Annotated in this window: 23 protein-coding genes; 16 read left to right on the top strand and 7 right to left on the bottom strand. The window is 49.4% G+C overall.

Annotated features, from left to right (window positions below; translation table 11 throughout):
* Positions 1-47 precede the first annotated feature (47 nt).
* The 4 genes from QEZ41_RS00115 to pilG form a co-directional block, all read right to left on the bottom strand.
* Positions 48-2,099 carry a methyl-accepting chemotaxis protein gene (locus QEZ41_RS00115; protein ID WP_289409248.1) on the bottom strand — a complete coding sequence of 684 codons (2,052 nt, stop codon included), beginning with the start codon at positions 2,097-2,099 and terminating at the stop codon, positions 48-50.
* Positions 2,100-2,196: 97 nt separating this feature from the next.
* Positions 2,197-2,733: a chemotaxis protein CheW gene (locus QEZ41_RS00110; protein WP_289409247.1), complete on the bottom strand. Its 537-nt coding sequence runs from the start codon at positions 2,731-2,733 to the stop codon at positions 2,197-2,199.
* A gap of 20 nt (positions 2,734-2,753) precedes the next feature.
* Positions 2,754-3,119 carry a twitching motility response regulator PilH gene (pilH, locus tag QEZ41_RS00105; RefSeq protein WP_289409246.1) on the bottom strand — a complete coding sequence of 122 codons (366 nt, stop codon included), beginning with the start codon at positions 3,117-3,119 and terminating at the stop codon, positions 2,754-2,756.
* A gap of 40 nt (positions 3,120-3,159) precedes the next feature.
* A complete protein-coding gene (gene pilG, locus QEZ41_RS00100; RefSeq protein ID WP_289409245.1) occupies positions 3,160-3,561 on the bottom strand; it encodes a twitching motility response regulator PilG in 402 nt (133 codons plus the stop codon).
* Positions 3,562-3,816: 255 nt separating this feature from the next.
* Here pilG and gshB point away from each other — a divergent pair, with 255 nt between their 5' ends.
* From gshB to QEZ41_RS00025, 15 genes are all read left to right on the top strand, one after another.
* Entirely contained in the window at positions 3,817-4,770 is a 954-nt protein-coding gene (gshB, locus tag QEZ41_RS00095; protein ID WP_289409243.1) for a glutathione synthase, read from the top strand.
* Positions 4,771-4,967: 197 nt separating this feature from the next.
* Positions 4,968-5,858 carry an energy transducer TonB gene (locus QEZ41_RS00090; protein ID WP_289409242.1) on the top strand — a complete coding sequence of 297 codons (891 nt, stop codon included), beginning with the start codon at positions 4,968-4,970 and terminating at the stop codon, positions 5,856-5,858.
* A gap of 123 nt (positions 5,859-5,981) precedes the next feature.
* On the top strand, positions 5,982-6,545 hold the full coding sequence (locus QEZ41_RS00085) for a YqgE/AlgH family protein (protein ID WP_289409240.1): 564 nt from the start codon (positions 5,982-5,984) through the stop codon (positions 6,543-6,545).
* Positions 6,529-6,969 carry a Holliday junction resolvase RuvX gene (gene ruvX, locus QEZ41_RS00080; protein WP_289409238.1) on the top strand — a complete coding sequence of 147 codons (441 nt, stop codon included), beginning with the start codon at positions 6,529-6,531 and terminating at the stop codon, positions 6,967-6,969. Before QEZ41_RS00085 ends, ruvX begins: the two co-directional genes overlap by 17 nt.
* Positions 6,970-7,029: 60 nt before the next feature.
* Positions 7,030-7,539: a bifunctional pyr operon transcriptional regulator/uracil phosphoribosyltransferase PyrR gene (gene pyrR / locus QEZ41_RS00075; RefSeq protein ID WP_289409236.1), complete on the top strand. Its 510-nt coding sequence runs from the start codon at positions 7,030-7,032 to the stop codon at positions 7,537-7,539.
* A gap of 25 nt (positions 7,540-7,564) precedes the next feature.
* Positions 7,565-8,572 carry an aspartate carbamoyltransferase catalytic subunit gene (locus tag QEZ41_RS00070; RefSeq protein WP_289409235.1) on the top strand — a complete coding sequence of 336 codons (1,008 nt, stop codon included), beginning with the start codon at positions 7,565-7,567 and terminating at the stop codon, positions 8,570-8,572.
* Positions 8,572-9,846: a dihydroorotase gene (locus tag QEZ41_RS00065; RefSeq protein WP_289409234.1), complete on the top strand. Its 1,275-nt coding sequence runs from the start codon at positions 8,572-8,574 to the stop codon at positions 9,844-9,846. Before QEZ41_RS00070 ends, QEZ41_RS00065 begins: the two co-directional genes overlap by 1 nt.
* 334 nt (positions 9,847-10,180) lie before the next feature.
* On the top strand, positions 10,181-10,897 hold the full coding sequence (locus QEZ41_RS00060) for a hypothetical protein (protein ID WP_289409233.1): 717 nt from the start codon (positions 10,181-10,183) through the stop codon (positions 10,895-10,897).
* A gap of 38 nt (positions 10,898-10,935) precedes the next feature.
* Positions 10,936-11,928 carry an LPP20 family lipoprotein gene (locus tag QEZ41_RS00055; RefSeq protein ID WP_289409232.1) on the top strand — a complete coding sequence of 331 codons (993 nt, stop codon included), beginning with the start codon at positions 10,936-10,938 and terminating at the stop codon, positions 11,926-11,928.
* 9 nt (positions 11,929-11,937) lie between these two features.
* The gene (locus QEZ41_RS00050; protein ID WP_289409231.1) at positions 11,938-13,068 is read left to right on the top strand and encodes a hypothetical protein; all 1,131 of its coding nucleotides are present in this window, start codon (positions 11,938-11,940) and stop codon (positions 13,066-13,068) included.
* The gene (locus tag QEZ41_RS00045; protein ID WP_289409229.1) at positions 13,065-14,447 is read left to right on the top strand and encodes a hypothetical protein; all 1,383 of its coding nucleotides are present in this window, start codon (positions 13,065-13,067) and stop codon (positions 14,445-14,447) included. Before QEZ41_RS00050 ends, QEZ41_RS00045 begins: the two co-directional genes overlap by 4 nt.
* A gap of 21 nt (positions 14,448-14,468) precedes the next feature.
* Positions 14,469-15,758, top strand: coding sequence for a hypothetical protein (locus tag QEZ41_RS00040; RefSeq protein ID WP_289409227.1), 1,290 nt, complete (start codon positions 14,469-14,471; stop codon positions 15,756-15,758).
* Positions 15,758-16,474, top strand: coding sequence for a hypothetical protein (locus tag QEZ41_RS00035; protein WP_289409225.1), 717 nt, complete (start codon positions 15,758-15,760; stop codon positions 16,472-16,474). Before QEZ41_RS00040 ends, QEZ41_RS00035 begins: the two co-directional genes overlap by 1 nt.
* The gene (locus QEZ41_RS00030; RefSeq protein ID WP_289409223.1) at positions 16,437-17,573 is read left to right on the top strand and encodes a transglycosylase SLT domain-containing protein; all 1,137 of its coding nucleotides are present in this window, start codon (positions 16,437-16,439) and stop codon (positions 17,571-17,573) included. The genes QEZ41_RS00035 and QEZ41_RS00030 overlap by 38 nt, the downstream gene beginning before the upstream one ends.
* Positions 17,573-18,151 carry a hypothetical protein gene (locus tag QEZ41_RS00025; RefSeq protein WP_289409222.1) on the top strand — a complete coding sequence of 193 codons (579 nt, stop codon included), beginning with the start codon at positions 17,573-17,575 and terminating at the stop codon, positions 18,149-18,151. Before QEZ41_RS00030 ends, QEZ41_RS00025 begins: the two co-directional genes overlap by 1 nt.
* Positions 18,152-18,415: 264 nt before the next feature.
* Here QEZ41_RS00025 and QEZ41_RS00020 read toward each other — a convergent pair whose 3' ends face one another.
* The 3 genes from QEZ41_RS00020 to prlC are packed head-to-tail and all read right to left on the bottom strand — an operon-like array spanning position 18,416 to position 21,149.
* Entirely contained in the window at positions 18,416-18,775 is a 360-nt protein-coding gene (locus QEZ41_RS00020) for a flagellar basal body-associated FliL family protein (protein ID WP_289409699.1), read from the bottom strand.
* Between the two features lie 29 nt (positions 18,776-18,804).
* The gene (locus QEZ41_RS00015) at positions 18,805-19,089 is read right to left on the bottom strand and encodes a YheV family putative zinc ribbon protein (RefSeq protein ID WP_289409220.1); all 285 of its coding nucleotides are present in this window, start codon (positions 19,087-19,089) and stop codon (positions 18,805-18,807) included.
* A gap of 17 nt (positions 19,090-19,106) precedes the next feature.
* On the bottom strand, positions 19,107-21,149 hold the full coding sequence (gene prlC / locus QEZ41_RS00010) for an oligopeptidase A (protein WP_289409698.1): 2,043 nt from the start codon (positions 21,147-21,149) through the stop codon (positions 19,107-19,109).
* A 412-nt stretch (positions 21,150-21,561) separates the two neighbouring features.
* Here prlC and QEZ41_RS00005 point away from each other — a divergent pair.
* Positions 21,562-21,759: IS110 family transposase (locus tag QEZ41_RS00005; RefSeq protein ID WP_289409219.1), on the top strand; the 198-nt coding region annotated here is incomplete at its 3' end.

Here is a 21,759-nt window from a genome sequence, read left to right as displayed (position 1 = left end):
GCCAATTAAAGTTGGCAGCTTTATTTAAAAGCTGCCACTCATATTCCCTAGGCTTCGTCTTCTTGCTGGCCCGGCAATGTAAAGCCAGATACAGATTCACGCATGTCGTTCGCCAACTTGGCCAGGTTTCCAATACTGCGCGCCGTTGCTGTCGTACCCGAGGAGGTTTGCGAAGTAATTTCTTGAATAACGTTCATCGTGTTGGATACGTGAGCCGCAGATGAAGCCTGCTGACGAGCTGCGTTAGAAATGTTCTGGATAAGATTAGCCAGTGCCTTAGACACGTTCTCAATTTCCTCAAGAGAAACACCCGCATCCTGGGCAAGACGCGCACCACGCACAACCTCAGTGGTGGTTTGCTCCATCGAAATAACCGCTTCGTTGGTATCCGTCTGAATGGTTCTTACCAGGGCTTCAATCTGTTTGGTGGCTGCCGATGAACGCTCTGCCAGTCGCTGTACTTCGTCAGCAACAACCGCAAAGCCTCGACCTGCATCACCCGCCATAGCAGCCTGAATCGCTGCGTTCAAAGCAAGAATGTTCGTCTGGTCAGCAATGTCGTTAATCAAACTTACGATGTCACCAATTTCTTGCGAAGACTCACCCAGGCGTTTAATACGCTTAGAGGTATCCTGAATCTGTTCACGAATACTATCCATTCCGGTAATGGTGTTGTGTACCACCTCGTTACCTTTGTTGGCGATAGATACAGCACGCTCAGCAACCGCAGCTGATTCAGCAGCATTACCTGATACTTGGTCAATGGAAACCGCCATCTCGTTAATCGCAGCAGAGGCGCCAGCAATTTCTTGCGCTTGGTGCTCAGAAGCTTCCGCCAAATTCATTGCTGTGGCTTGGGTTTCTTGTGCAGCTGCTGCCACTTGCAATGCAGTCTGGTTAATGGTTCCGACTAATTCGCGTAACTGAGCAATGGTAAAGTTAATGGAGTCCGCGATAGCACCGGTAAAGTCCTCACTCACGGTGGCTTCTGTGGTCAGGTCACCGTCTGCTAGGTCAGCAATTTCATCCAGCAAGCGTAAAATTGCCATCTGGTTACGTTCGTTCTTTTCCGCTGTATCTTTAAGGTTCGCGCGTGTTTCACGCATGCTTAAGAACCCTAGGAAAATGATACAGGTAATCACGACTGCACCAAGGAAATAGCCTAACAGCGCATTAAGCACCCGACTGCCAGCACGCTCTTCAAATGCAGCAGCGAGCGCCGAGGTTTTATCAAGCAGCGTTTGCGATACAATAAAAATACCATTAGAGGCCTCACGCACTTTAAACAGCTCGGGCGAGGTTTCCAAAATATCATCAACAGAGTCGGCAACGAACGCGAACAGTTCGGTAATTTCGTCCAAACGCTCTATAGCTTCACGGTTTGTTACGCGGCTAATCTCCATTGCCGCACTGCCTTCTTTCATCGCAGTCAATACACGACCAAATTGGTTGGCATCACGGGCAAACATATCAGCAGCCAAAACTGAATCTTGGTCACCAATCAGTACTTTATTGGCCGAACCAATAATACGCTCCGCCAAGAGCGACTGACGCTGCGCCACAGCAATCTGGTTGGCTGGAGCACCGCTGCTTAGCAGAATATCAACAACTTCTTCATACTCAACCTGCAGCTGGGGAATTGTCTCGGCTAAAGTTGCAGCCACGGCATAAAGTGAAAGCACGGTTGGCTCACCGCCAAGAATCTCTGCCGTGTACTGACGCAGTGTGTTCCAGTCTTTAGACACTGCATTCATTTCTTGGTCCACCGCCTCTGGCGCGGGTGGCAAGCCGGTATCCGAATCGCCATTATCCAAATACTTCCAGCGTCTTTCGAATTCATCGCGCGCTTCTTTGAGCTGCGCATAGGCGTCTGTTTTACCGGCCGATGCTTCACTGGCGTTCTTGGCAATCCGTTGTGATAACACGCGCAACTCACCGGCATGACTGATGTATTCTTTGTCATAGCTCGTCTGCGTGTTCAGATACACAATGTTGATAAAAATAACAATGATCGATAAGACCAGAGTTATGAAAAGTCCAGTTCTGAGCGCACTACCGCGCACATCAGAGATCAATTTGTCTGCGCTTAGCTTTTTCATTATTTGGCCCCCATCCGGACCCACCTATACATTGAAGTTATTACACACTTTTGCTCAGCCAGTTAAAAACTGATTAAACAAATCTCTATGCTTATACTTAAGCAACCACGTCCAAAAACCCACCACTTTTAGCCAAGGCATAAGGACTAAACACCATCCAAGTTTGCTCACGATGAAACACACCGTGCGCATACGCTTGCAAGTTACTCTTTACATCGGTTAGTTGCTCACTAAAACTGTTAAGTGCGAAATGCTGCATCCCTAAAACCGCATCAACAATGAGCCCAGCAAAAACCTCTTGGTACTCAACAACTAAGATTCGTCGCTCTTTATTATTAGCTGAAGGCTCGGACTGTAAGAATTCACTCAAATCTACGACTGGTAACAAACGACCACGCACATTAGCCACGCCCTTGATCCAGCTTTTTACTCCGGGCAGCAAGGTATAACGAGGCTCATGCAAAACCTCTGCTACCTCACTCATAGGCGCTACAAAATGCTGTTCACCGATACGAAAACCAATGCCGCGCCAGCTTTCAACTTTTTCTTCCTGAGAAGGCAAGCCCGCTGCCGCTTTTCTGCAGCTGTTTTCAATCGCGACAAGGGTTGCGTAGGGTGATGATTGCTTGGTCATATCTTTGTCCGTAAGACGCATTAGCCAGCAAGCACCGCATTGAGTGTTTTAACTAACACCGCCTCTTCCACAGGCTTAGTTAGATAATCGCGCGCGCCTTGGCGTTTACCCCAAACGCGGTCAGTTTCTTGATCTTTAGTGGTTACAATAATAACCGGGATATGAGCTGTTTCAGGATCGCGGCTTAACTGTCTTGTAGCCTGAAATCCATTTAGACCCGGCATCACTATATCCATCAGTACCGCATCAGGCTTTTCTTGACGTGCCAATGCAACACCATCTTGACCATTTTCCGCCTTATAAACTTGGTGGCCATTTTTCTCTAACATTGCCGCCAGTTTATAAACTTCAGTTGGAGAATCATCGACAATTAATATACGAGCCATATTTTCCTCTTTTCAGTATCAGTAACCACTACTGTTATAATTATGCTTCTACAGGTATGAATGACGGCACATGCACCTTGATTGCACCTATGAGCTCTTCCTTGCTAAAGGGCTTGGTCAAGTATTGGTCTGAACCCACTATTCGTCCCTTAGCTTTGTCAAAGAGCCCATCCTTGGATGAAAGCATAATTACAGGTGTTGACCTAAATGCAGCGTTGTTCTTAATCAGCGCGCATGTTTGATACCCGTCCAAGCGCGGCATCATAATATCAACAAAAATAATATCGGGGTGCGTATCTGCAATTTTTGCTAAGGCATCAAAGCCATCAACAGCCGTGATCACATCACAACCTACTTTTTTCAGCAAAGTTTCTGCAGTGCGACGAATCGTCTTTGAATCGTCGATAACCATAACCTTTAAGCTCACTGAGTTTTGTTCCATCTTCGCCCTACCATTATTGGTGCGTCGTTACTGTGAACGATTGCTGCACTGTTATTTCACAAGCAGTCCATGACATACTTGTCAAAACAGCTCCTTTTTAACACACATTTTTACTGCATTCCATCAACCTTGGACAAACAAAGCTTTTTATTGACCTATGCCTAGCTCTGGCTGCGCCACTTAGTCCGCTCTTGTTAAAGCCTTTAAAATCAGCGCATCATACTACATCGTTTATAATTTATCGGAGTACCACTTATGACTATTCGCCTTGGCATTGTCATGGATCCCATTGATCGTATTTCATTCAAGAAAGACAGCTCTCTCGCCATGTTACTTGCGGCGCAAGCACGCGGCTGGGAACTCTATTACATGGAACAAAAAGATCTGTATCAATCCATGGGGCAAGCAAAGGCGCGTATGCGACCCATGCGTGTATACCATAATCCCGAACACTGGTTCGATTTAGAAGCCGAAACTGATACCCCCTTAGCATTTCTTGACGTCATTTTGATGCGCAAAGACCCGCCCTTCGATAACGAATTTGTTTACAGCACGTATTTACTCGAGCAGGCAGAACATGCAGGAACGCTTATTGTTAACCGACCACAAAGCTTGCGCGACTGCAATGAAAAATACTTTGCTACCTTATTTAACCAGTGCACACCACCCACTGTGGTTGCCCGACGCAGCGACATTCTGCAGGACTTTGCCAAAGAGCACCGTGACATCATTCTCAAACCGCTCGATGGCATGGGCGGCTCTTCCATTTTCCGCCACCGCGAAGGTGACCCCAACCTATCAGTCATCTTAGAAACATTGACCGCACACGGCAGTCAACAAATTATGGCCCAGCGTTATATCCCTGAAATCAAGGATGGCGACAAGCGTATTCTTATGATTGACGGCGAACCCGTGCCTTATTGCTTGGCGCGCATCCCCGCCCATGGCGAAACCCGCGGCAACCTTGCTGCAGGCGGACGCGGCGAAGCCAGACCGCTAACCGAGAAAGATCGCTGGATAGCCGCACAAGTAGGCCCCGAGTTACGCAAACGTGGTTTGTTTTTTGTTGGCCTGGATGTGATCGGTGACTACCTGACTGAAGTGAATGTCACTAGCCCAACCTGTATTCGCGAAATCGACGCCGCTTACGACACCAATATTGGCGATCAACTGATGCAATCTATTGCCGACAAACTTAGCCAGCGCTAACGCATTACACATTAAAGGAAGCATCAAGGTGCAGAGCCGTCCTTCCTCGCAGCGGCACATGCACCTTTGCGCTTGGATGCGAACTATGCAGCATTGTCACTGCAAGCAAATAGATATTTTTTCAGTTTCTAGGCAAACTTAACCCATTAGCGATTAACGTATTAGCATTACATACTTCTTAGGTGTTTCTAAAATCAATGAGTACGCTTTCCACCATTGACTATCCCCCTGAAACTGAAGCCACTGGGCGGCTTAGTTTTACCCTCGCCATCGCTGCTTTACTGCATCTGGCCGTTATTTTAGGCGTGAACTTTACCGTCGAAGATTTGCCATCCATGAGCAAAGGGTTGGAAGTAACCTTGGCAATCATAGCGAATGAAAAGGCTCCCCAGGAAGCAGACTACATTGCTCAAGTCAGCCAACAAGGCAGCGGAACTTTAGAGCACGAAGCCACACCCACCACCGACATCAAACCCATCATCCAGGACAACCAGTTTAATGAAGTCAGCATTGATAGCACGCTTGAGCCACCTGAGCCTGTCGTTGTTGCGGACCCTGTAATCAGCACCCTGCACGAACGTCCAGAAAAAGTCGTCCAAGAAACCAAGGTGCAAGAAAAAATGCAGCCCACCCGAGCGGCCCCCCTGCTTGACCGCGAACAACTGGCCATGGATATCGCCAGCCTTGAAGCCGAATACCATCGAGTACGCCAAGAAAGCACTAAACGCCCGCGGATCAGCCGGCAAAACACTGCTGCTACTAAGCGTGATATCAGTGCTTGGTACCGAGATACTTGGCGCAAAAAAGTCGAACGCATCGGCAATCTAAACTACCCCGATGAAGCTCGTCGTAAAGGTATCTATGGTAGTCTACGTTTACTTGTCGTGATTCGCAGTGATGGCACAATCGCTGAGTTGGCAGTTATGCAATCATCGGGCGAACCCGTTCTTGATGAGGCAGCGCAAAGAATAGTACGTCTTTCAGCTCCATTTGCTCCATTTACTGGTGAGATGGCCTCTAAATTTGATCAAATAGAGATTATTCGTACTTGGCGCTTTGGTCGCGACGACTACCTCACCAGTCATTAATATAGCTGCCGCTAGTTTGCCATCAAAGGGTTTGCAAGCTAAGCCCGGCGTGTCCAAAGCTGTTTCAGGTAATTCAACATTAGCCAGTCTCGCAGTCTTTCACTTATTTTTTGAGTATTTGTTATGTCAGTTCACAGCTACTTATCCGATCATTTCTTGATCGCCATGCCCAGCCTAGCCAACTCCTTTTTTGGTGAGTCGCTAATTTATTTGTTTGAACACAGCGCAGAAGGCGCCATGGGTATCGTTATCAACCAAGTCAGCGGCTTAAGTCTTGCCGAGGTTTTGGAACAGCTGCACCCTGAACAACTCGCCGCAGCTCATACCCGAGACATCCCTATTTATACTGGCGGGCCCGTACAAATGGAGCACGGCTTTGTGCTCCACCCTAATGGACATAATTACCAGCAAACAGCTACTATAGGCGCCTTCAGTCTAACCACCTCCCGCGACATTTTATCCAGTATTGCGGAGGGTACAGGCCCAGAAAAACACCTGATTGCGCTAGGCTATTCTGGCTGGGGCGCAGGTCAACTTGAAGGCGAGCTCAAGGATAATGTCTGGTTATCCTGCCCAGCCCAGCCGTCCATTATTTTCGATACACCTGCCGATGAGAAACGCGCAGCCGCAGCTGCTACCCTAGGTATTCAACTGAGCCAGTTAAGCCATCATGCCGGAAACGCTTAAGTCCTTTAAATTGCTGCTGGGTTTTGATTACGGCACCAAGCAAATTGGCGTTGCTGTAGGTCAGGCACTCACGCAACAGGCTCGCCCCTTAACCACTTTAAAAGCACGCGATGGCATCCCGAACTGGGAAGAAATTGCGGCTCTTATTAAAGAGTGGCAGCCCGATGCTTTGGTCATTGGTCTGCCACTCAACATGGACGGCACTACCAACGCTATGTGCACACGTGCGCAAAAGTTTTCTCGGCGTTTAAATGGCCGCTTTAACCTCCCCGTTTACACTCATGATGAACGACTGACCACCTATGCGGCCAAAGGTGAACAGATGCGCACGCATGGCACGCAAACCAATTACCGCGAAAACCCTGTCGACGCATTAGCCGCTACATTACTTTTGCAAGGCTGGCTAGAGCAAAACCTGAATTAACAGGTTATAGTTGCCAGCAGCATAAAGACGTATTTTCAACCATTTAAGGAGTCCTGCCTTATGCTCCCGCAACCCGACCTACTGATCAGCTCTATTGCGCAACAACTGCAGCAGCAACTGGCTGAAAAAGGAATTGAGAACCCACAGTTTATTGGCATCCATACCGGCGGTGTCTGGGTAGCCAAAGCACTGCTAAAAGCGCTAGGCGCAGACAACCCACTGGGCGAGCTTAATGTGTCATTCTATCGTGATGATTTCAGCCGTACCGGTCTGCACCCACAAGTGCGCCCCTCCCAGCTGCCTTTTGAAATCGAAAACCAACATCTGGTGCTAATTGATGACGTATTGATGAGTGGTCGCACCATACGCGCAGCACTGAACGAGCTGTTTGACTATGGCCGTCCCGCCTCAGTAACGCTGGTGTGCCTGTTAGATTTAAATGCGCGCGAGCTCCCCATACGTCCAGATATTGTTGGAGAAACTCTTTCCCTTGCGCAAAATCAGCGGGTAAAATTAACCGGCCCCGAGCCCTTAGCCATAGAACTGAAAACTCTAGGAAGCACTGAATAGACTTCTAAACCACGAGACACAGCCAATGACCCCCTCAACAAAATGCCCGCTGCAACTCAATGAACATGGTCGCCTGCGCCACTTCCTTTCTCTTGATAGTTTATCCGCCGAACTGCTCACTGAAATATTAGACACCGCTGATTCGTTTTTAGAAGTGGGCGCCCGCGCTGTGAAGAAAGTCCCTTTAATGCGTGGGATGACGGTGTGTAACGTTTTTTTTGAAAACTCGACCCGCACCCGCACCACCTTTGAGCTGGCTGCTAAACGCTTATCAGCCGACGTAATCACCCTTAATGTCTCCACATCCTCCACCAGCAAAGGCGAAACCCTAACCGATACCTTGCGCACGCTCGAAGCCATGGCGGCTGATATGTTTGTGATTCGCCATGCTGACTCAGGCGCGACACATTTTATCGCCGAACACGTTAGCCCCAATGTAGCCATTATTAACGGTGGTGATGGACGGCACGCGCACCCGACACAGGGCATGCTGGACATGCTCACGATTCGCCGACACAAAGGTGACTTTAGCCAGCTAAAAGTAGCGATCGTCGGTGATATCCTGCATTCGCGGGTTGCCCGCTCCAATATGCTGGCGTTAAAAACTCTTGGCTGCCCAGATATCCGTGTTATTGCCCCTAAAACACTGCTGCCTATTGGTATTGAGCAATATGGCGTTAATGTCTACACCAATATTGAGCAGGGTCTAAAAGACGTCGATGTCATCATTATGTTGCGCCTGCAACGTGAACGTATGCGCTCAGGCTTGCTACCCAGCGAAAGCGAGTTTTATCGTTTGTTCGGCCTAACCGAACAACGCCTAAGCTTAGCTCACCCAGAGTCCATCATCATGCACCCGGGCCCCATTAATCGTGGCGTAGAGATTGAGTCATCAGTGGCTGATTGCCCTAGAGCGGTCATTCTTAACCAGGTTACCTACGGCATCGCTATACGCATGGCCGTCTTATCAATGGCCATGAGCGGGCAAAACGAACAGCGTCAACTCAATGCTGAAAAACAGGAGGCTAACTAATGCGTATACAAATAAGCGGTGCACGCCTCATTGATCCTAGCAGCGGTCTGGATCAGGTTAGTGACCTATTCATTGAGCAAGGAAAAATCATCGCCATTGGACAAATGCCGCGCGGCTTCTCAACCGAGCGCCTTATTAATGCACAAGGCTGGGTTGCTGCTCCAGGTTTGGTAGATATCAACGCAGCTCTACGTGAGCCCGGCTATGGACGTAAAGGCAATATCGCAAGCGAAACTCGCGCGGCGGCGGCTGGCGGTGTGACGAGCCTATGCTGCACTCCCAACACCAAGCCTATTTTAGACACCCCAGCAGTCGCTGAGCTGATTTTAGATCAGACGCGCGACCATGGTTCGTGCAAAGTTTTTCCTCTCGGTGCATTTAGCCAAGGTTTAGCCGGCGAGCAACTTGCTGAGCTGGTTACCCTGCGTGATGCGGGCTGTGTGGCTTTCACTAACGGCCTAAACAGCTTCACCAATAACCGCTCCTTGCGCCACGCCTTAGAGTACGCTGCCACCTTTGACCTAACCGTTATTTTCCACCCGCAGGATCGCGATCTTGCTGAAGGCGGAATCGCACACGAAGGCCCCATGGCCAGCTTCCGTGGTTTAGCCGGCATACCAGAAACCGCTGAAACCATAGCTTTAGCGCGTGATTTGCTGCTCGTCGAACAAAGCGGTGTACGTGCGCACTTCAGTCAAATCACTACCGTGCGCGGTGCCCGACTGATTGCTAAAGCACAGGCCCGTGGCGTGCCGGTTACCGCAGACGTGGCCATGTACCAGCTGATTCTCACTGACGAAGCTTTGATGGACTTCTCCAGCCTTTATCATGTGCAACCACCCTTGCGTTCAGTCGCTGACCGCGAAGGCCTGCGTGAAGCCGTACGCTCTGGCGTGATTAGTGCCATTGCCAGCCACCACCAACCTCACGAAGCGGACGCCAAACAAAACCCCTTTGCTGACACAGAGCCCGGAATTAGCAGCATTGAGTTACTGCTACCACTGGCATTAAGTCTGGTCGAGGAAGGCGTTTTCGATTTGCCAACAGCCCTGGCGCGACTCACCAACGGCCCCGCCTCTGCCATGCGCCTCAACGCCGGCACACTGAACGTTGGCGCTAATGCGGACATCGTTATTTTTGACCCGCAGGGGCAAACTCTCGTCGGTGAGGACTGGTACTCCAAGGGTGCAAACTGTCCTTTTATAGGCCACTGCCTCCCGGGCGCTGTGCACTATACTTTGGTCAATGGTCGCATCACCCACAAAAGAGCCTAAATTTAACTTTTTATAAGCCCACCACACCCAGCTTGTCAGATGTATTACTCTTTATCTGACAAGCTGGGCAATGGTTTTTTGCAGCCAAGTTACGCCTAACCGCAACATGACACCTCACTTATAGTGCTCACGCACAACTCACAACACCAGCACCCTCCGACCTAAGCAAATGACTCCTAACGGGAAAGCATTTTTTTTCACAGAAAAAATCACTTGCAGCATCTAAATATTAAAGTAATATCAAAACCGATAAAAATGCTAGCAAAGGAAATATATAGTGAAGAACACGTGTTTTTTACTCGGCTGCGCGCTCATTTTGCAAGGCTGCGTGCTAATGGAAAAGTTTGACGACAGCACAGCAGCCCACTTTGATCGCGACAAAGCAATTAGTGAGTTGTCCGAAGAAATCTCCACCATAGGCTATGATCGTCAAGAACTCATTCCCGGCATAGATGGTTTTTTAAATACGGCCGCCTCACTGCTCGAACGCCAAGCTGCAGTAATGGCTGAATATCGCACCGTCACTGATAGCCACACCGACGTACAAGCCTTCCTTAGTGCCAACCGAATCATTGCTAACGACCCCCAACGCCTGCAACAAGCTATCGATGAGTTTGATGCTGGAGCGCAAAATCAGGATGAAAAAATCGGCCCCAAAATTAAAGAATACAAACAAGCCACCAGCAAAATCAGTGAAGCCAACGCTAAAATGACTACCGAGATTCTGTTCGAGCTGGCTCAGAGCGCAATCATCTTGTCAGAACATTCCAACGAAGTGGCAGCCGCCACTGGATTAAGCATGCTAAGCAGTTTCTCTAAAAATAACAATTTCCTCTCCGGACTGAACGCCAACAGCCTCTCCAATAACGCTAACAGCAACAACACAAATCAGGAAACAGAGCCAACCCTAGAGCCTGCAGACATTGGCCAAGCGTTATTAAAAGCCAAAAAACAAATCCAACTGGCTAACAAAGCTAACCGACTGATTGACGTGGACAAAAAGACCATTGCCGCTATCGAGAACCTCGAACGCGAACTGGCTGCTAAGTAAAAAGCACGCACTAGGACATAAGGATTAGCCTCAGCTTGATGAAAAAATGCACTCTGGATTCTCAACATAACAGCCTAGATGGTGATGCTGCGCTACCAAGATACCGCGCGCAGTACTTCATGCACTGGTGTATGCAGAGCTTACTTGCTGCTCTGCTGTTCACTCATACAGGTCTGTTCGCTGCCAACATGCCTGACTGGGTATTCGCCCCAATCCAGCTCAACACCAGCCATGTGGTGTTTGCAGGTGCTGGCGAGTCTTATGAAGCAGCACAGCTCAATGCTCTGGCAACCCTGATGACTCAGCTCAGCAGCCAGGTGCAAACCAAACAAGACTTAACGCTCAGCAAACAAGCCGGGCAAAGCCAACACAGCTTTACCGAGCACACAGCCGTACAAACGCTTACTCTGGATATCAATGGTTTGGAGGTTGTGCAGCAATACCAGCATGCGGGTGAGTTTGCAATTCAGTTGAGCGTTACCCGTCAGGCCTTGGAACGTACTTTGCTCGATCGTATCACCGAGCAAACCCAGCTCGCAGCGCCCCACCCGCAACCTAAAAGCACTATCCTTTGGGCGCTGCAAAACAAAAACAGAATTGCGCAGGCGCAGCGTTACGAGCGCGCACTGGCTGGACTTAAATACGACACCCGCACACAACGCCAACAGCTGCAGCAACAAAGCCAACTCGCTAATCGCGCACTGCAAAATGCAGGGATTCGTATTATTCACCCACACGATCTGCAATCACTCGCGGCTGCTCTAGCCAAACAGTTTCCCAGCTCCACAGACGAGCACTTCTGGCTCAAGGTTGAGCAACGCTCCTTCACCGCCAAATCTTCGCAGAACCTACTGCACCGCTTAGTGGTTAATCTGAGCCTGCTGGATGCTCAACAACCCTTTAGCCCCTACTTAAACCAAGAAGTTACGGTGATTGGTGCTGGTAACACAGCTGATGCTGCCGCCCAAGATGCCCAAAGAAAACTTCTAGACTATGTTAGCCAAGACTTATCAGTCTGGTTTTTTGATTAAGGAAACACCATGCGCAATACATTTATGCTAGCGACCGTGCTAGTAGTCATCGCAAGCGTAGCAGGTTGTAAAACAGTTCAACCTGCCTCGCAAACCTCAACCTCGCAGCCAAGTAATCGCGCCTCTAGCGCTGTAGTCGCCAAAGGGGCGCATACATTTACTGATAACGACATTCAGGTGCCAGCTTTCTTTAATACACAGGGGCTGGATAACTGCACCTTTAATCCAGCCAACGAAAACGAGAACTGTCCACTGCGCAAACCCATTGTACGTATGTACTTTTCTGGCACTGATGTTGGCGGTGAGGGTCTAGGCGTTGATGCACTGCGAAAGTATGACGACAAACAATTATTATTAATGCTGGAAAATCAGTTTGCTGGCATTAACCGCTTCCGCATTATTACGCGCGATGATGATGTTATCGCACAAGAACAACAAACATTCCTTGAACAACAAGGTGCCACTGCCTTAGCTACGCGCGCAGTTCAGCAACGTGTATTACAGCCTGACTTTATCGTCAAAATTGATACCCTACGTACCGTAAAAAACGAAGGCAGTATCAGCGGCTGGATGGACTACACCCTAGAACTGACAGCAGCGACACTCAACCCCTTTACGCGCGAGCTGATGTCACACCCGAACTTGGGCAAAATTCGTGTTAAATCAGAAGACGTGCGCGACCGTAACGAGCTTAAGTACGTCATGGCCAATAACCGCCACGTGACTGGCTTTCGCTACTTTGATAGCGCCCACGTCAACAGCGTAATTAACGATATGGGCTCACGCGGTATCGATATTTTACTCACACGCATGCTCTCGGAAATGCCGGCCACAGCACAGGTGCTAGGAATTCGTGACGGACAAGTAAGCTTAGATCGCGGACAAGACGCTGGCGTATTACCCGGCGAAACTATGATTATTTTCCAATACGAAGCAGGCTTTGTTGAGCCCATTGGCGTGGCCCATGTTAACCCATCGCGCAATAGCGCCACTGGACAAATTACCCGTTGGAAGCAAAGCAGTACTGCACGTGATGTGCGCAAGAAAAGCCAAAATGCCATTTACCGTCCAGCACCCGGTACCAAGATTTTTGCTGTATCCGTTGGCACGCCTGAAAAATTCTTGGATACGCGCACATGAGAAAAACAAGTCTAGCCCTGCTGCTTAGCTTATCCTGCTCAGCGCTGGCGGATGTTTCCATCTCTAAACAAGGTGACATCGTCGCTGACGTGTGCGTCTACGGGCGCGGAGAAACCGCTGTCACCTCGGCTCTGGCAGAAGGCAGCGTGGAAATTCTAGAATTTATCCGCGGCAGCACACTCTACGCTGACAGCATGAGCCAAGAACAGCTAGCTGGTAACCAAGACACCATCAACTGGTTATCGCGCCTGCGCTCTATGCAACAAGAAGGACTGTTTACGCAATCACTGCCCGTGACCTATTCACGCCCTCGTTTGCAAGGCAGCGACACCTGCTTGGAAGTTACCTTAGCGCGCTCTGCCAGCCTAGATTCCGGCGCAGACACGGATGGTGTTGACTGGTCGCAAGCCGAACAAACCGCGACGGTCGTTGTAACCGGTGAAGGCTGGCCAGATCGAAAAAACAACCTTTCTGCCCGCAATGCTGCTGAGTTAGATGCCCTCAAGCGTGCGGTATCACAAGTAGTAGGGGTGTGGATTAACCAACAGCGCAGCCAGTTTAATTCCTCTGAATTTGGCTTGTTCAACGGTCAAGACAAAGAAAACCTACAAGAAATCATCTCCCAGCAATTACATACCCGCTCTTCAGGCATGGTCAAAGAATGGACGCTGCTTAGCAGCAAAGACCTAGCTAATAATGGTGTGGAAGTAACCATTCAGGCGGTAGTTGAGCGTCAACAAGTCATTGGCGCCAGCCGTGATATTCTGGCGGCCATTGGTTCGCCACGAGTACGAGTCGATGCGCCCGAGAGTATCAAAAACACATTGATGGATTGGCTTAGCTCACAAGGAATTGAAGTTGATAATCAGGCTAATTTAGTATTGCACGCCGAAGCTAAGCTCATGGCTCGGGACAACAACAGCCGCCTAGCGCTCACCACCATTGTTAAAGACCTGTCCGGCAATCAATATTCGTATTGGGAAAATGACAGCAGCATTATTGCCCTACCCAACGGACCAGACGCAGAGCGTAATTTGGTCGATGTGCACCTTGCTGTACCTGAACAAGCACAAGCACTGAAGCAAAGTCTGCAAAAAGGCTTTACCAATATCGTCTCTCAGGGTGGTTTGGTTCATAAAGTGATCATTAGCCAGCGCTATCTAGCCAGCCCTGAAAAAGTTCAGGCGCTGATGGCAACCATTGGCGGTGCATCCAACGTGGTTACCCATGCCAATAGCCGCGCTGTCACCGTATCACTGCGTTATCCAGACAGCACGAGTAATTTAGCTGCCGCCGTTAGCCAAAGCTTACAACCCATACTTAGCACCGATTTGCCCACAGCGCAGGTGCGCAACGAATATGAAATTGTCTTTCAATAAACAACATTTAGGATGTTACTCATGAAAAAAACACTACTAGCAGCACTCATTGCTTTTTCCGCTCAGGCTGCCCATGCAGAAGACTTTGATCTGACCGACTTAGTACCCGCACGTGCTGACAGCAATATTGCTGCCGCCCAAGCCAACGTAACAATAACAGACAATTTGGTCATTGCTGAAAACGATAAAGATGGTGTACAGGTCGCTCACTACAGCTTGATCGAAGACGATGAGGACGGCGTGCGTATGATCCAAGTCGGCAGCGGCACGGGTATTTTGTCTATTGGCACAGCATCTTACCAAACCTACGACAATCTTAACGCCACCCTGCTCTCCAAGCGTGCCGCTTACAACCGCGCTTTCTTGGTGTCAAAAAAGCAGCTAGTAGAAAACATGCAAGGCTCAGAGCTGCGCTGCGATACGTTGGCCGACAGCACACTGAGCGGTATTGATAGCGGCACAGAAAGCCTTGCCAATATCAAAGAAGAAAGCAAACAAGCCTGTTTAGAGTCCGTACAAGGCTCCCTAGCGGGTTATGTCACCTTTGATGTACTTGACAATACCGACGACAAAACCGTGCGTGTCAGTCTGATTTCCACCCCTAAAACCCGCGCACAGATTCGTGGCAATGCCGGCGCAACCGCATTAACTAGCGATCCTAACGCGTTATTCAAGCAAGTCGTAGCCGATGTTAAAAGCGGTGTTCTGCCACCAGTAGGCGCTAAGGTAATCACCCATGCAGAAACCGGTGAAGTGATTGTTTTAGGTTACGGCTCGGCCATTAAACGCCAAAACTCTAATGCCAACATCCAGCGAAAACTGGGTGACCAAGCTAAAAAACAGTCACAAACTCTAGCCCGCTCGGCACTGATCAGCACCCTGCAAGGCAGCGAAGTGTATTGGAAAGGTGCATTTGACGAAAAGCAGGCTGAATTTACCCAGCAGTTTGAATATGAAGACCCAGCCTTAGAAGACCCGCAGCAAGCCAACAAACTGGGCGAAGAACGTACCTCTTTTGTGAACCAGTTTAGCGCTTCAGATGCCTACTATGATGTTTCTCAAGGCCAAGTACCAGCAGGCGTAAACACCCGTTCCTTTAATAGTGACGATGGCTACTGGTCCTACAGTATTGCCGTATATGCACCGAGCCTCGAAGCGACCGCCAAGCAAGCTGCACGCGAAACTAGCCGTGGTCAAAGCGGTGCCAGTCAAGGCAACACCAAGCGCATCAATACCCTCGGCGGACAAAATCAACAGTCTAGCAACCCCAAGGGAGCTTCAGGCGCCGTGTCTAATTCAGGCGATTTATAATGCTTAAGCGCACGTTACTTGCTGCGGTACTCTGTGTACCGCCGCTTAGTCTCTACGCGCAAACGCCTAGCAGTGTGTTTGAAAAAGAACTGCTAGGCGACTCCGCGCGCGTTACCACGAAGAAAGACCTGCCCACCAGCGCATGGAATATTGCCTGCCGCGAAGCACTAACCTTGCCGTTACAGCAGCAGCTTAGAGAAAAGCTTGCGGCTAAACTACAAGCCAAGGTTCCCGATCAAGTCAGCTTTATCGAAGCGCATATCGATAACTACAAATCATGGAGCCAAGGCACTTGGCTGCACTGCAAGGCCGATGTCAGCATCATTGATGAAGAAAAAAACCTCGCTGCTTTAGCGGTGCGTGCGGCTTGGATGATGGATTATGAGCAAGACAAAAAAAGTGTGAATGCGCTGGTTAAGTTTGCCATGCAGCATCCGTTCAGCTCTGCTGATGCCGTCCCGCTGATTGCCAAACTCGCCAACCCTGAACAACAGCTACGTTATCTGGATAATAATTTACGCGTTAATTCGTTAACCCTAACCCAAGCACAAGAAGCTGTTTTAGCCATATGGGCTAAAGAGCAGCGCTGGCAGGCCATGATTGATTTAGCGCAAAACTGTAACTCTGTTGAATGTCGCCGCTGGTTGCAGCAAGCAGAACAAGAAAAGGAGCAAGAAGATGCTGAAAAAGCAGATGATCTCTCTAGTTACCTGTAGCTTGCTTGGTTGGAATACCTACGCTAATGCCGCAGACATGGATGCCGAGTTCGAGAAGTTTAAACAAGCCTCACGCAGCGAATTCCAAGCTTTTCAACAGCAAAATGAACGTGAATTCGCCCAATTTGTAAAACAATGGAAAGATGCCGAGCTAAGCTTTAAAAATGAAATAAGCCAGCACTGGCCAGACGTCAAGCTGCCCGATCAGCAGCACTGGATTGAATACTCAGATGACAGGCTGCAACGGTTAATTATTGATTATGAAAACAACCAAATAGAGCTTGAGTTACTCGATCACCAGCTTTCCGATCAGCAAGGCATTGATTTAATGCGCCAGCGCATTGAGCAACTGAGCAAGAAAACAGTGTATGAGGCCGCTAAAAACGACCCTATTCATATAAACGCTGGTGTCAGTTTTGAGCAGCACTCCTTCAACGCCATGCAAACCTTACTGTCACGCAACGAAGCTGCTGAGTCAAAAAAAGCACAGCCACAGATTCAGCGCGCCGGTAAAAAAACTAGCATTACTATTAAGCTGCCAGCCGGTGCCACGCATAAGCGCGCCCAAGAGTTTGTCGAGCCCGCCGCACGTCATGCCAGTGAATATGGTTTACCGACTGAATTGGTGTTAGCTGTTATCCATACTGAATCCAGCTTTAACCCGATGGCACGCTCACACATCCCAGCTTTTGGCCTGATGCAAATTGTGCCTCAGTCCGCTGGCAAGGATATTACGGAATATCTAACCGGACGCGCTTATCTGCTTACTCCGCAACAGCTGTATAACTCGGAAAACAACATCAAGGCCGGCAGTGTGTATTTGCACCTGCTCAACAGCCGTTATTTCAAAAAGGTTACCAACGACCATAACCGCTTGTTAATGAGCATTGCTGCGTACAACACCGGCCCCGGTAACGTATCACGCGCCTTAACCGGAACCACCTCGCTGGATGCGGCAGCACGCAAAGCGAACAGCATGACACCGGAGCAGGTATATCAACGCTTGTTGCAACATTTACCCTATGCAGAAACCAAAAATTATCTAAAGAAAGTCACCGAACGCCAACACTCTTACGCCAAGTACATGGAGAGCCAATAATGAAAAAAGTACTCACTCTTGCAGCCGCTTTAGCATTAAGCGCTTGCGCCTCGAATCAACAAGCGCCGGTCGCGCCAAGCAACACCGGACCTATCGCCCATAGCACAAACGATAATGCACCTGATTGGGTATTTCTGCCTAAGTCCAACAAGGGTTTGGCCTCATCCGCCTGTGTTAACTGGTCCGGCTCAATGACCGCTGATCGCGCCCAAGCTATCGCTGCCGCACGGGCGGATTTGGCGCAACAGATTCAGGTCAAAGCCAGTGTGTTGGATAAACTTTACAGCCGCAAAACCACCAGTGGTGACAGCGAGCATGTGGGTGGAACCTTTGAGCAGGTCAGCCAGCAAATCTCTAATGAAACACTGGCCGGTAGCAAACCCGAGCAAATTTCCTTTGCCACCATCGACAGCAAAAAGTATCTCTGTGCATTAGTAGTGCTGGAAAACACCCGCGAAGTGTTTGATACGCTGGTCGACGGCTCTAACCGCAAACTCGACCCCATGTCGACCGAAGCGCTGTATGAAGAATTTAAAGCCCAAAAAGCCATGGATGAACTACGCGAGCTGCTGCAATAAAAGCAGCTCACAGCATTTCACCGGCACTAGTACGGGCTGGCACCACCCCGTTCTGTCAATCAAAAGAGCCGTGCCATCCCACAAGACATGCTCCTATAGGTCGCCCTTTTAGGGCGACATGTCAGCCTAAAGGCATGATCTACATGGACAACCACCAATCGCGCAAAAGTTGCGCTCCCACAAGATCTGGGCCAACCCACAAGCTCGAAGCCAGCCTAAAAAAGCTGTGTCAACCCCAAAAGCTGACCCAATCACAGCTGCTCGTTACTTCTGTACCACTAGGTTGTTAAACAGCAAGTCTTCAACCAAGGTTTCGCCTTCTTCGCGCTCCAGCACACTCTGGACACGCATCAAAGCGGCTCGACGTACTGCTTCCTTAGCTTCAACGCTGGCAAAATCTTCATCAGTCTGCCGAGCAAACTGCATCACCAACTGATCTCTTATCAAAGGTAGATGGTATTCAACGCGCGCTACATTGTTGCTTTTGACGCGTAACGCTATATCCGCCTTATAAAATTTGAGCTTGCCACCACTGGCGTTGTAGTTACCTATCACGGCAGGCTGCAGACTAACATAGGCAGTAGTCACAGGTTCGTTAGCCCATGCAGAACCAAACACCAGCATAAAACAAAGGGTTATTAGTGCAGGGATTCTCACTCGTTCTCTCCTGTTTTCTTTTTTAACTTAGGATTAGGAAAAAACTGCACTGTCTTTCCCTGCTTTACCACTGGTTTTTTATCTTGTGGATTCACTCGCGTAGGTAACTCTAACGGCACCGAATTGCCCTGTGCATTTAACTTGTCACTAAAGCCGCAGTTGATACAGTCACGATATGGCACTTCATCAATGCGCCACATCCGAATGGTATCCATAGCTTCACAAGCAGGGCAAACCGCTCCGGCAATAAACTGTTTTTTAGGCTGTACTTTTTCGCTCATGCGTTCCACCTCGCCGATTAGGCAACTTGTCCGGTTAAACCACTGTGGCGCAATAACGCATCAGTTTCTGGCGCGCGCCCTCTAAACTCGATAAACAACTCCAGCGGCTCATAAGATCCGCCCTTGGCCAACACGCTGTTACGAAATGCTTGACCTACTTCGGGGTTTAAAATGCCTTCTTCCTCAAAGCGCGCAAAGGCATCGGCTGACAACACCTCTGCCCACTTATAGCTGTAATAGCCGGCCGCATAGCCACCGGCAAAAATATGGCTAAAACTATTAGCAAAACGGTTCCACGCCGGTGGCGTTATCACCGCTACGCGCTGACGCACGCTGTCCAGCACTTCAAGCACGCTGCGACCATCACCATGACTGCTATGCAGCTCAAAATCAAACAGGGAAAACTCCAGCTGGCGCACCATCAGCATGCCCGACTGGAAATTACGCGCAGCCAGCATTTTCTCCAGCATATCCTGTGGTAAGGGCTCTTGGGTTTGATAATGCTCAGCAATTAATGCCAAACCCTCAGGTTCCCAGCACCAGTTTTCCATAAATTGACTCGGCAACTCCACCGCATCCCAAGGCACACCATTGATACCGGATACGCCCAACTGTTCAACACGCGTGAGCATATGATGCAGACCGTGACCAAACTCATGGAATAATGTGGTCACTTCGTCGTGGGTCAACAACGCTGGATGCTCCCCTACCGCTGGCGTGAAATTACACACCAAATAAGCAACGGGCAATACCAGCTCATTTTCGCTGTTACGGAACCGATCCCGAGCACCGTCCATCCAAGCACCGCCGCGCTTATTGGCACGGGCATAGAGATCAAAGTAAAAGCGCCCAATGGGCTGTCCATACTCGCTGATGGTAAACAGGCGTACATCCGGATGCCAGCGCTCAAACGCTTGCTCTTCGTGAATTTGAATGGCAAATAAGCGCTCTACCAGTTCAAACAGACCGCCTAGCACTTTGTTGATCGGGAAATACTGGCGAATAACTTCTTCGCTGATGCTGTAGCGCTGCTCGCGTAATTTTTCGCTGTAATAACCCAGATCCCAGCTCTGCAAGTCCGCACAGCCCTGCTCAGCCGCATAGGCACGCAACTCGTTTAAATCACGCTCGGCAAACGGCTTGCTGCGCTGCGCCAAATCCTCTAAAAACGTCAACACCTGCTCGGTGGACTCGGCCATTTTGGTGGCCAGTGACAACTCGCTATAGTTGGCGTAGCCCAGTAGCTGGGCTAATTCCTGACGCAAGTTCAGCGTTTGCGTCATCACCTCGGTGTTGTCGAACTGGCTGGCATTGGGGCCTTGCTCAGAAGCGCGCGTGCTGTAAGCGGTATAGACCTCTTCGCGCAGCTCGCGCTGATCAGCATAGGTCATGATGGCGTAATAGCTGGGAAACTCTAGATTAACCAGCCAGCCGGGTAGATTTTTTTCTTGCGCGGCCTGTGCCAATTGCGCCATGGCTGATTCAGGCACACCAGCCAGATCCTGCGCATCGGTAATGTGCTTGGTCCAAGCCTGCGTAGCGTCGAGCAGATTATTGGAAAACTTACTGGATAATTCAGACAGCTGCTTTTGAATCTCGGCGTAACGTTGCTGTTTATCGACAGGTAAATCAATCCCCGACAAACGGAAGTCTCTTAACTCATTTTCTAGCACTTTACGCTGGGCATCACTCAATTGCTGTGCTTGAGCGTTGTTAGCGATTTTTTGATAGGCGGTAAAAAGCTGTTTATTTTGCCCCAGCTCTGTCCAGAACTCGGACAGCTTGGGCAAGCAGGCTTCGTAAGCGAGGCGAAGTTCAGGACTATTACACACTGAGTTTAAATGACTTACCGGACCCCACGCCTTGCTTAAGCGTGCTGATATTTCATCCATGGGTAAAATTAAGTTGTCCCAGTTGAGCCTGTCTTGCTGCGCCAGTAACTCAGCAATTCGCGCACGGCTGTCTGCCAGCAGCTGGTCAATCGCTGGCTCAACATGCTCGGGTTTAATTTCTGAAAAAGGTGGTAAATCAAAATCTTGCAACAACGGGTTTTGGCTCACTGACACGGCAACACCTATGGTTTAACTGGCTTTAATGTTGACCATTTTAGTACAGATTGAAGGTTCTGTGTTGATGCAATTGCTTAACCGCTACAGCCTTAGCTGAGCCAACCCACAAGACATGCTCCTGTAGGTTCCACTTTAGGGCGACATGTTAGGGTTGCCGGCATTGTGTCAGCTTCTTCTGTAAGGGTCGCCCTTCAGGGCGACATGTCAGCCTGAAGGCAGACCTTGTATCTCTCTTGGAGCTGAGGTTAGCTACCTCTGTTCCGGTGAGTCTGGTGATGTTGATTCCGACCTTAGCACTTGATGCTGTCCTGTAGATGAACGCCCAGACTCTTTTATTCTCATACATTGAATGGTATCCAAGCACCTGTTTTCAGTGATGCTGTATGTACAAGGGGAGTGAGAGATGCATTATATCGGTATTGATGTCAGTAAAGCGAAGCTCGATTGTTGCTGGCTACGTGATGTAGAAAAAAATAAGTTCAAAACCAAAGTATTTAAGAACAGTGCCACAGACTGTAACGCGTTGAATACATGGCTAAAAGCACAGACAAAGGCTGAGCCTGATGAGATTACCGTGTTGATGGAGGCAACCGGTATCTAC

Origin of the sequence: Thiopseudomonas acetoxidans, assembly GCF_030362935.1 — a bacterium.
GTDB lineage: Bacteria > Pseudomonadota > Gammaproteobacteria > Pseudomonadales > Pseudomonadaceae > Thiopseudomonas > Thiopseudomonas acetoxidans.
Note: the sequence above shows the minus strand (reverse complement) of the source record. Positions and strands in the feature narration are given on the sequence as shown.

Bases quoted from the DNA above. Each gene is read 5' to 3' on its own strand.
- QEZ41_RS00115 (WP_289409248.1), bottom strand. From the start codon at position 2,099: ATGAAAAAGCTAAGCGCAGACAAATTGATCTCTGATGTGCGCGGTAGT.
- QEZ41_RS00110 (WP_289409247.1), bottom strand. From the start codon at position 2,733: ATGACCAAGCAATCATCACCCTACGCAACCCTTGTCGCGATTGAAAAC.
- pilH (WP_289409246.1), bottom strand. From the start codon at position 3,119: ATGGCTCGTATATTAATTGTCGATGATTCTCCAACTGAAGTTTATAAA.
- pilG (WP_289409245.1), bottom strand. From the start codon at position 3,561: ATGGAACAAAACTCAGTGAGCTTAAAGGTTATGGTTATCGACGATTCA.
- gshB (WP_289409243.1), top strand. From the start codon at position 3,817: ATGACTATTCGCCTTGGCATTGTCATGGATCCCATTGATCGTATTTCA.
- QEZ41_RS00090 (WP_289409242.1), top strand. From the start codon at position 4,968: ATGAGTACGCTTTCCACCATTGACTATCCCCCTGAAACTGAAGCCACT.
- QEZ41_RS00085 (WP_289409240.1), top strand. From the start codon at position 5,982: ATGTCAGTTCACAGCTACTTATCCGATCATTTCTTGATCGCCATGCCC.
- ruvX (WP_289409238.1), top strand. From the start codon at position 6,529: ATGCCGGAAACGCTTAAGTCCTTTAAATTGCTGCTGGGTTTTGATTAC.
- pyrR (WP_289409236.1), top strand. From the start codon at position 7,030: ATGCTCCCGCAACCCGACCTACTGATCAGCTCTATTGCGCAACAACTG.
- QEZ41_RS00070 (WP_289409235.1), top strand. From the start codon at position 7,565: ATGACCCCCTCAACAAAATGCCCGCTGCAACTCAATGAACATGGTCGC.
- QEZ41_RS00065 (WP_289409234.1), top strand. From the start codon at position 8,572: ATGCGTATACAAATAAGCGGTGCACGCCTCATTGATCCTAGCAGCGGT.
- QEZ41_RS00060 (WP_289409233.1), top strand. From the start codon at position 10,181: ATGGAAAAGTTTGACGACAGCACAGCAGCCCACTTTGATCGCGACAAA.
- QEZ41_RS00055 (WP_289409232.1), top strand. From the start codon at position 10,936: ATGAAAAAATGCACTCTGGATTCTCAACATAACAGCCTAGATGGTGAT.
- QEZ41_RS00050 (WP_289409231.1), top strand. From the start codon at position 11,938: ATGCGCAATACATTTATGCTAGCGACCGTGCTAGTAGTCATCGCAAGC.
- QEZ41_RS00045 (WP_289409229.1), top strand. From the start codon at position 13,065: ATGAGAAAAACAAGTCTAGCCCTGCTGCTTAGCTTATCCTGCTCAGCG.
- QEZ41_RS00040 (WP_289409227.1), top strand. From the start codon at position 14,469: ATGAAAAAAACACTACTAGCAGCACTCATTGCTTTTTCCGCTCAGGCT.
- QEZ41_RS00035 (WP_289409225.1), top strand. From the start codon at position 15,758: ATGCTTAAGCGCACGTTACTTGCTGCGGTACTCTGTGTACCGCCGCTT.
- QEZ41_RS00030 (WP_289409223.1), top strand. From the start codon at position 16,437: ATGCTGAAAAAGCAGATGATCTCTCTAGTTACCTGTAGCTTGCTTGGT.
- QEZ41_RS00025 (WP_289409222.1), top strand. From the start codon at position 17,573: ATGAAAAAAGTACTCACTCTTGCAGCCGCTTTAGCATTAAGCGCTTGC.
- QEZ41_RS00020 (WP_289409699.1), bottom strand. From the start codon at position 18,775: ATGCTGGTGTTTGGTTCTGCATGGGCTAACGAACCTGTGACTACTGCC.
- QEZ41_RS00015 (WP_289409220.1), bottom strand. From the start codon at position 19,089: ATGAGCGAAAAAGTACAGCCTAAAAAACAGTTTATTGCCGGAGCGGTT.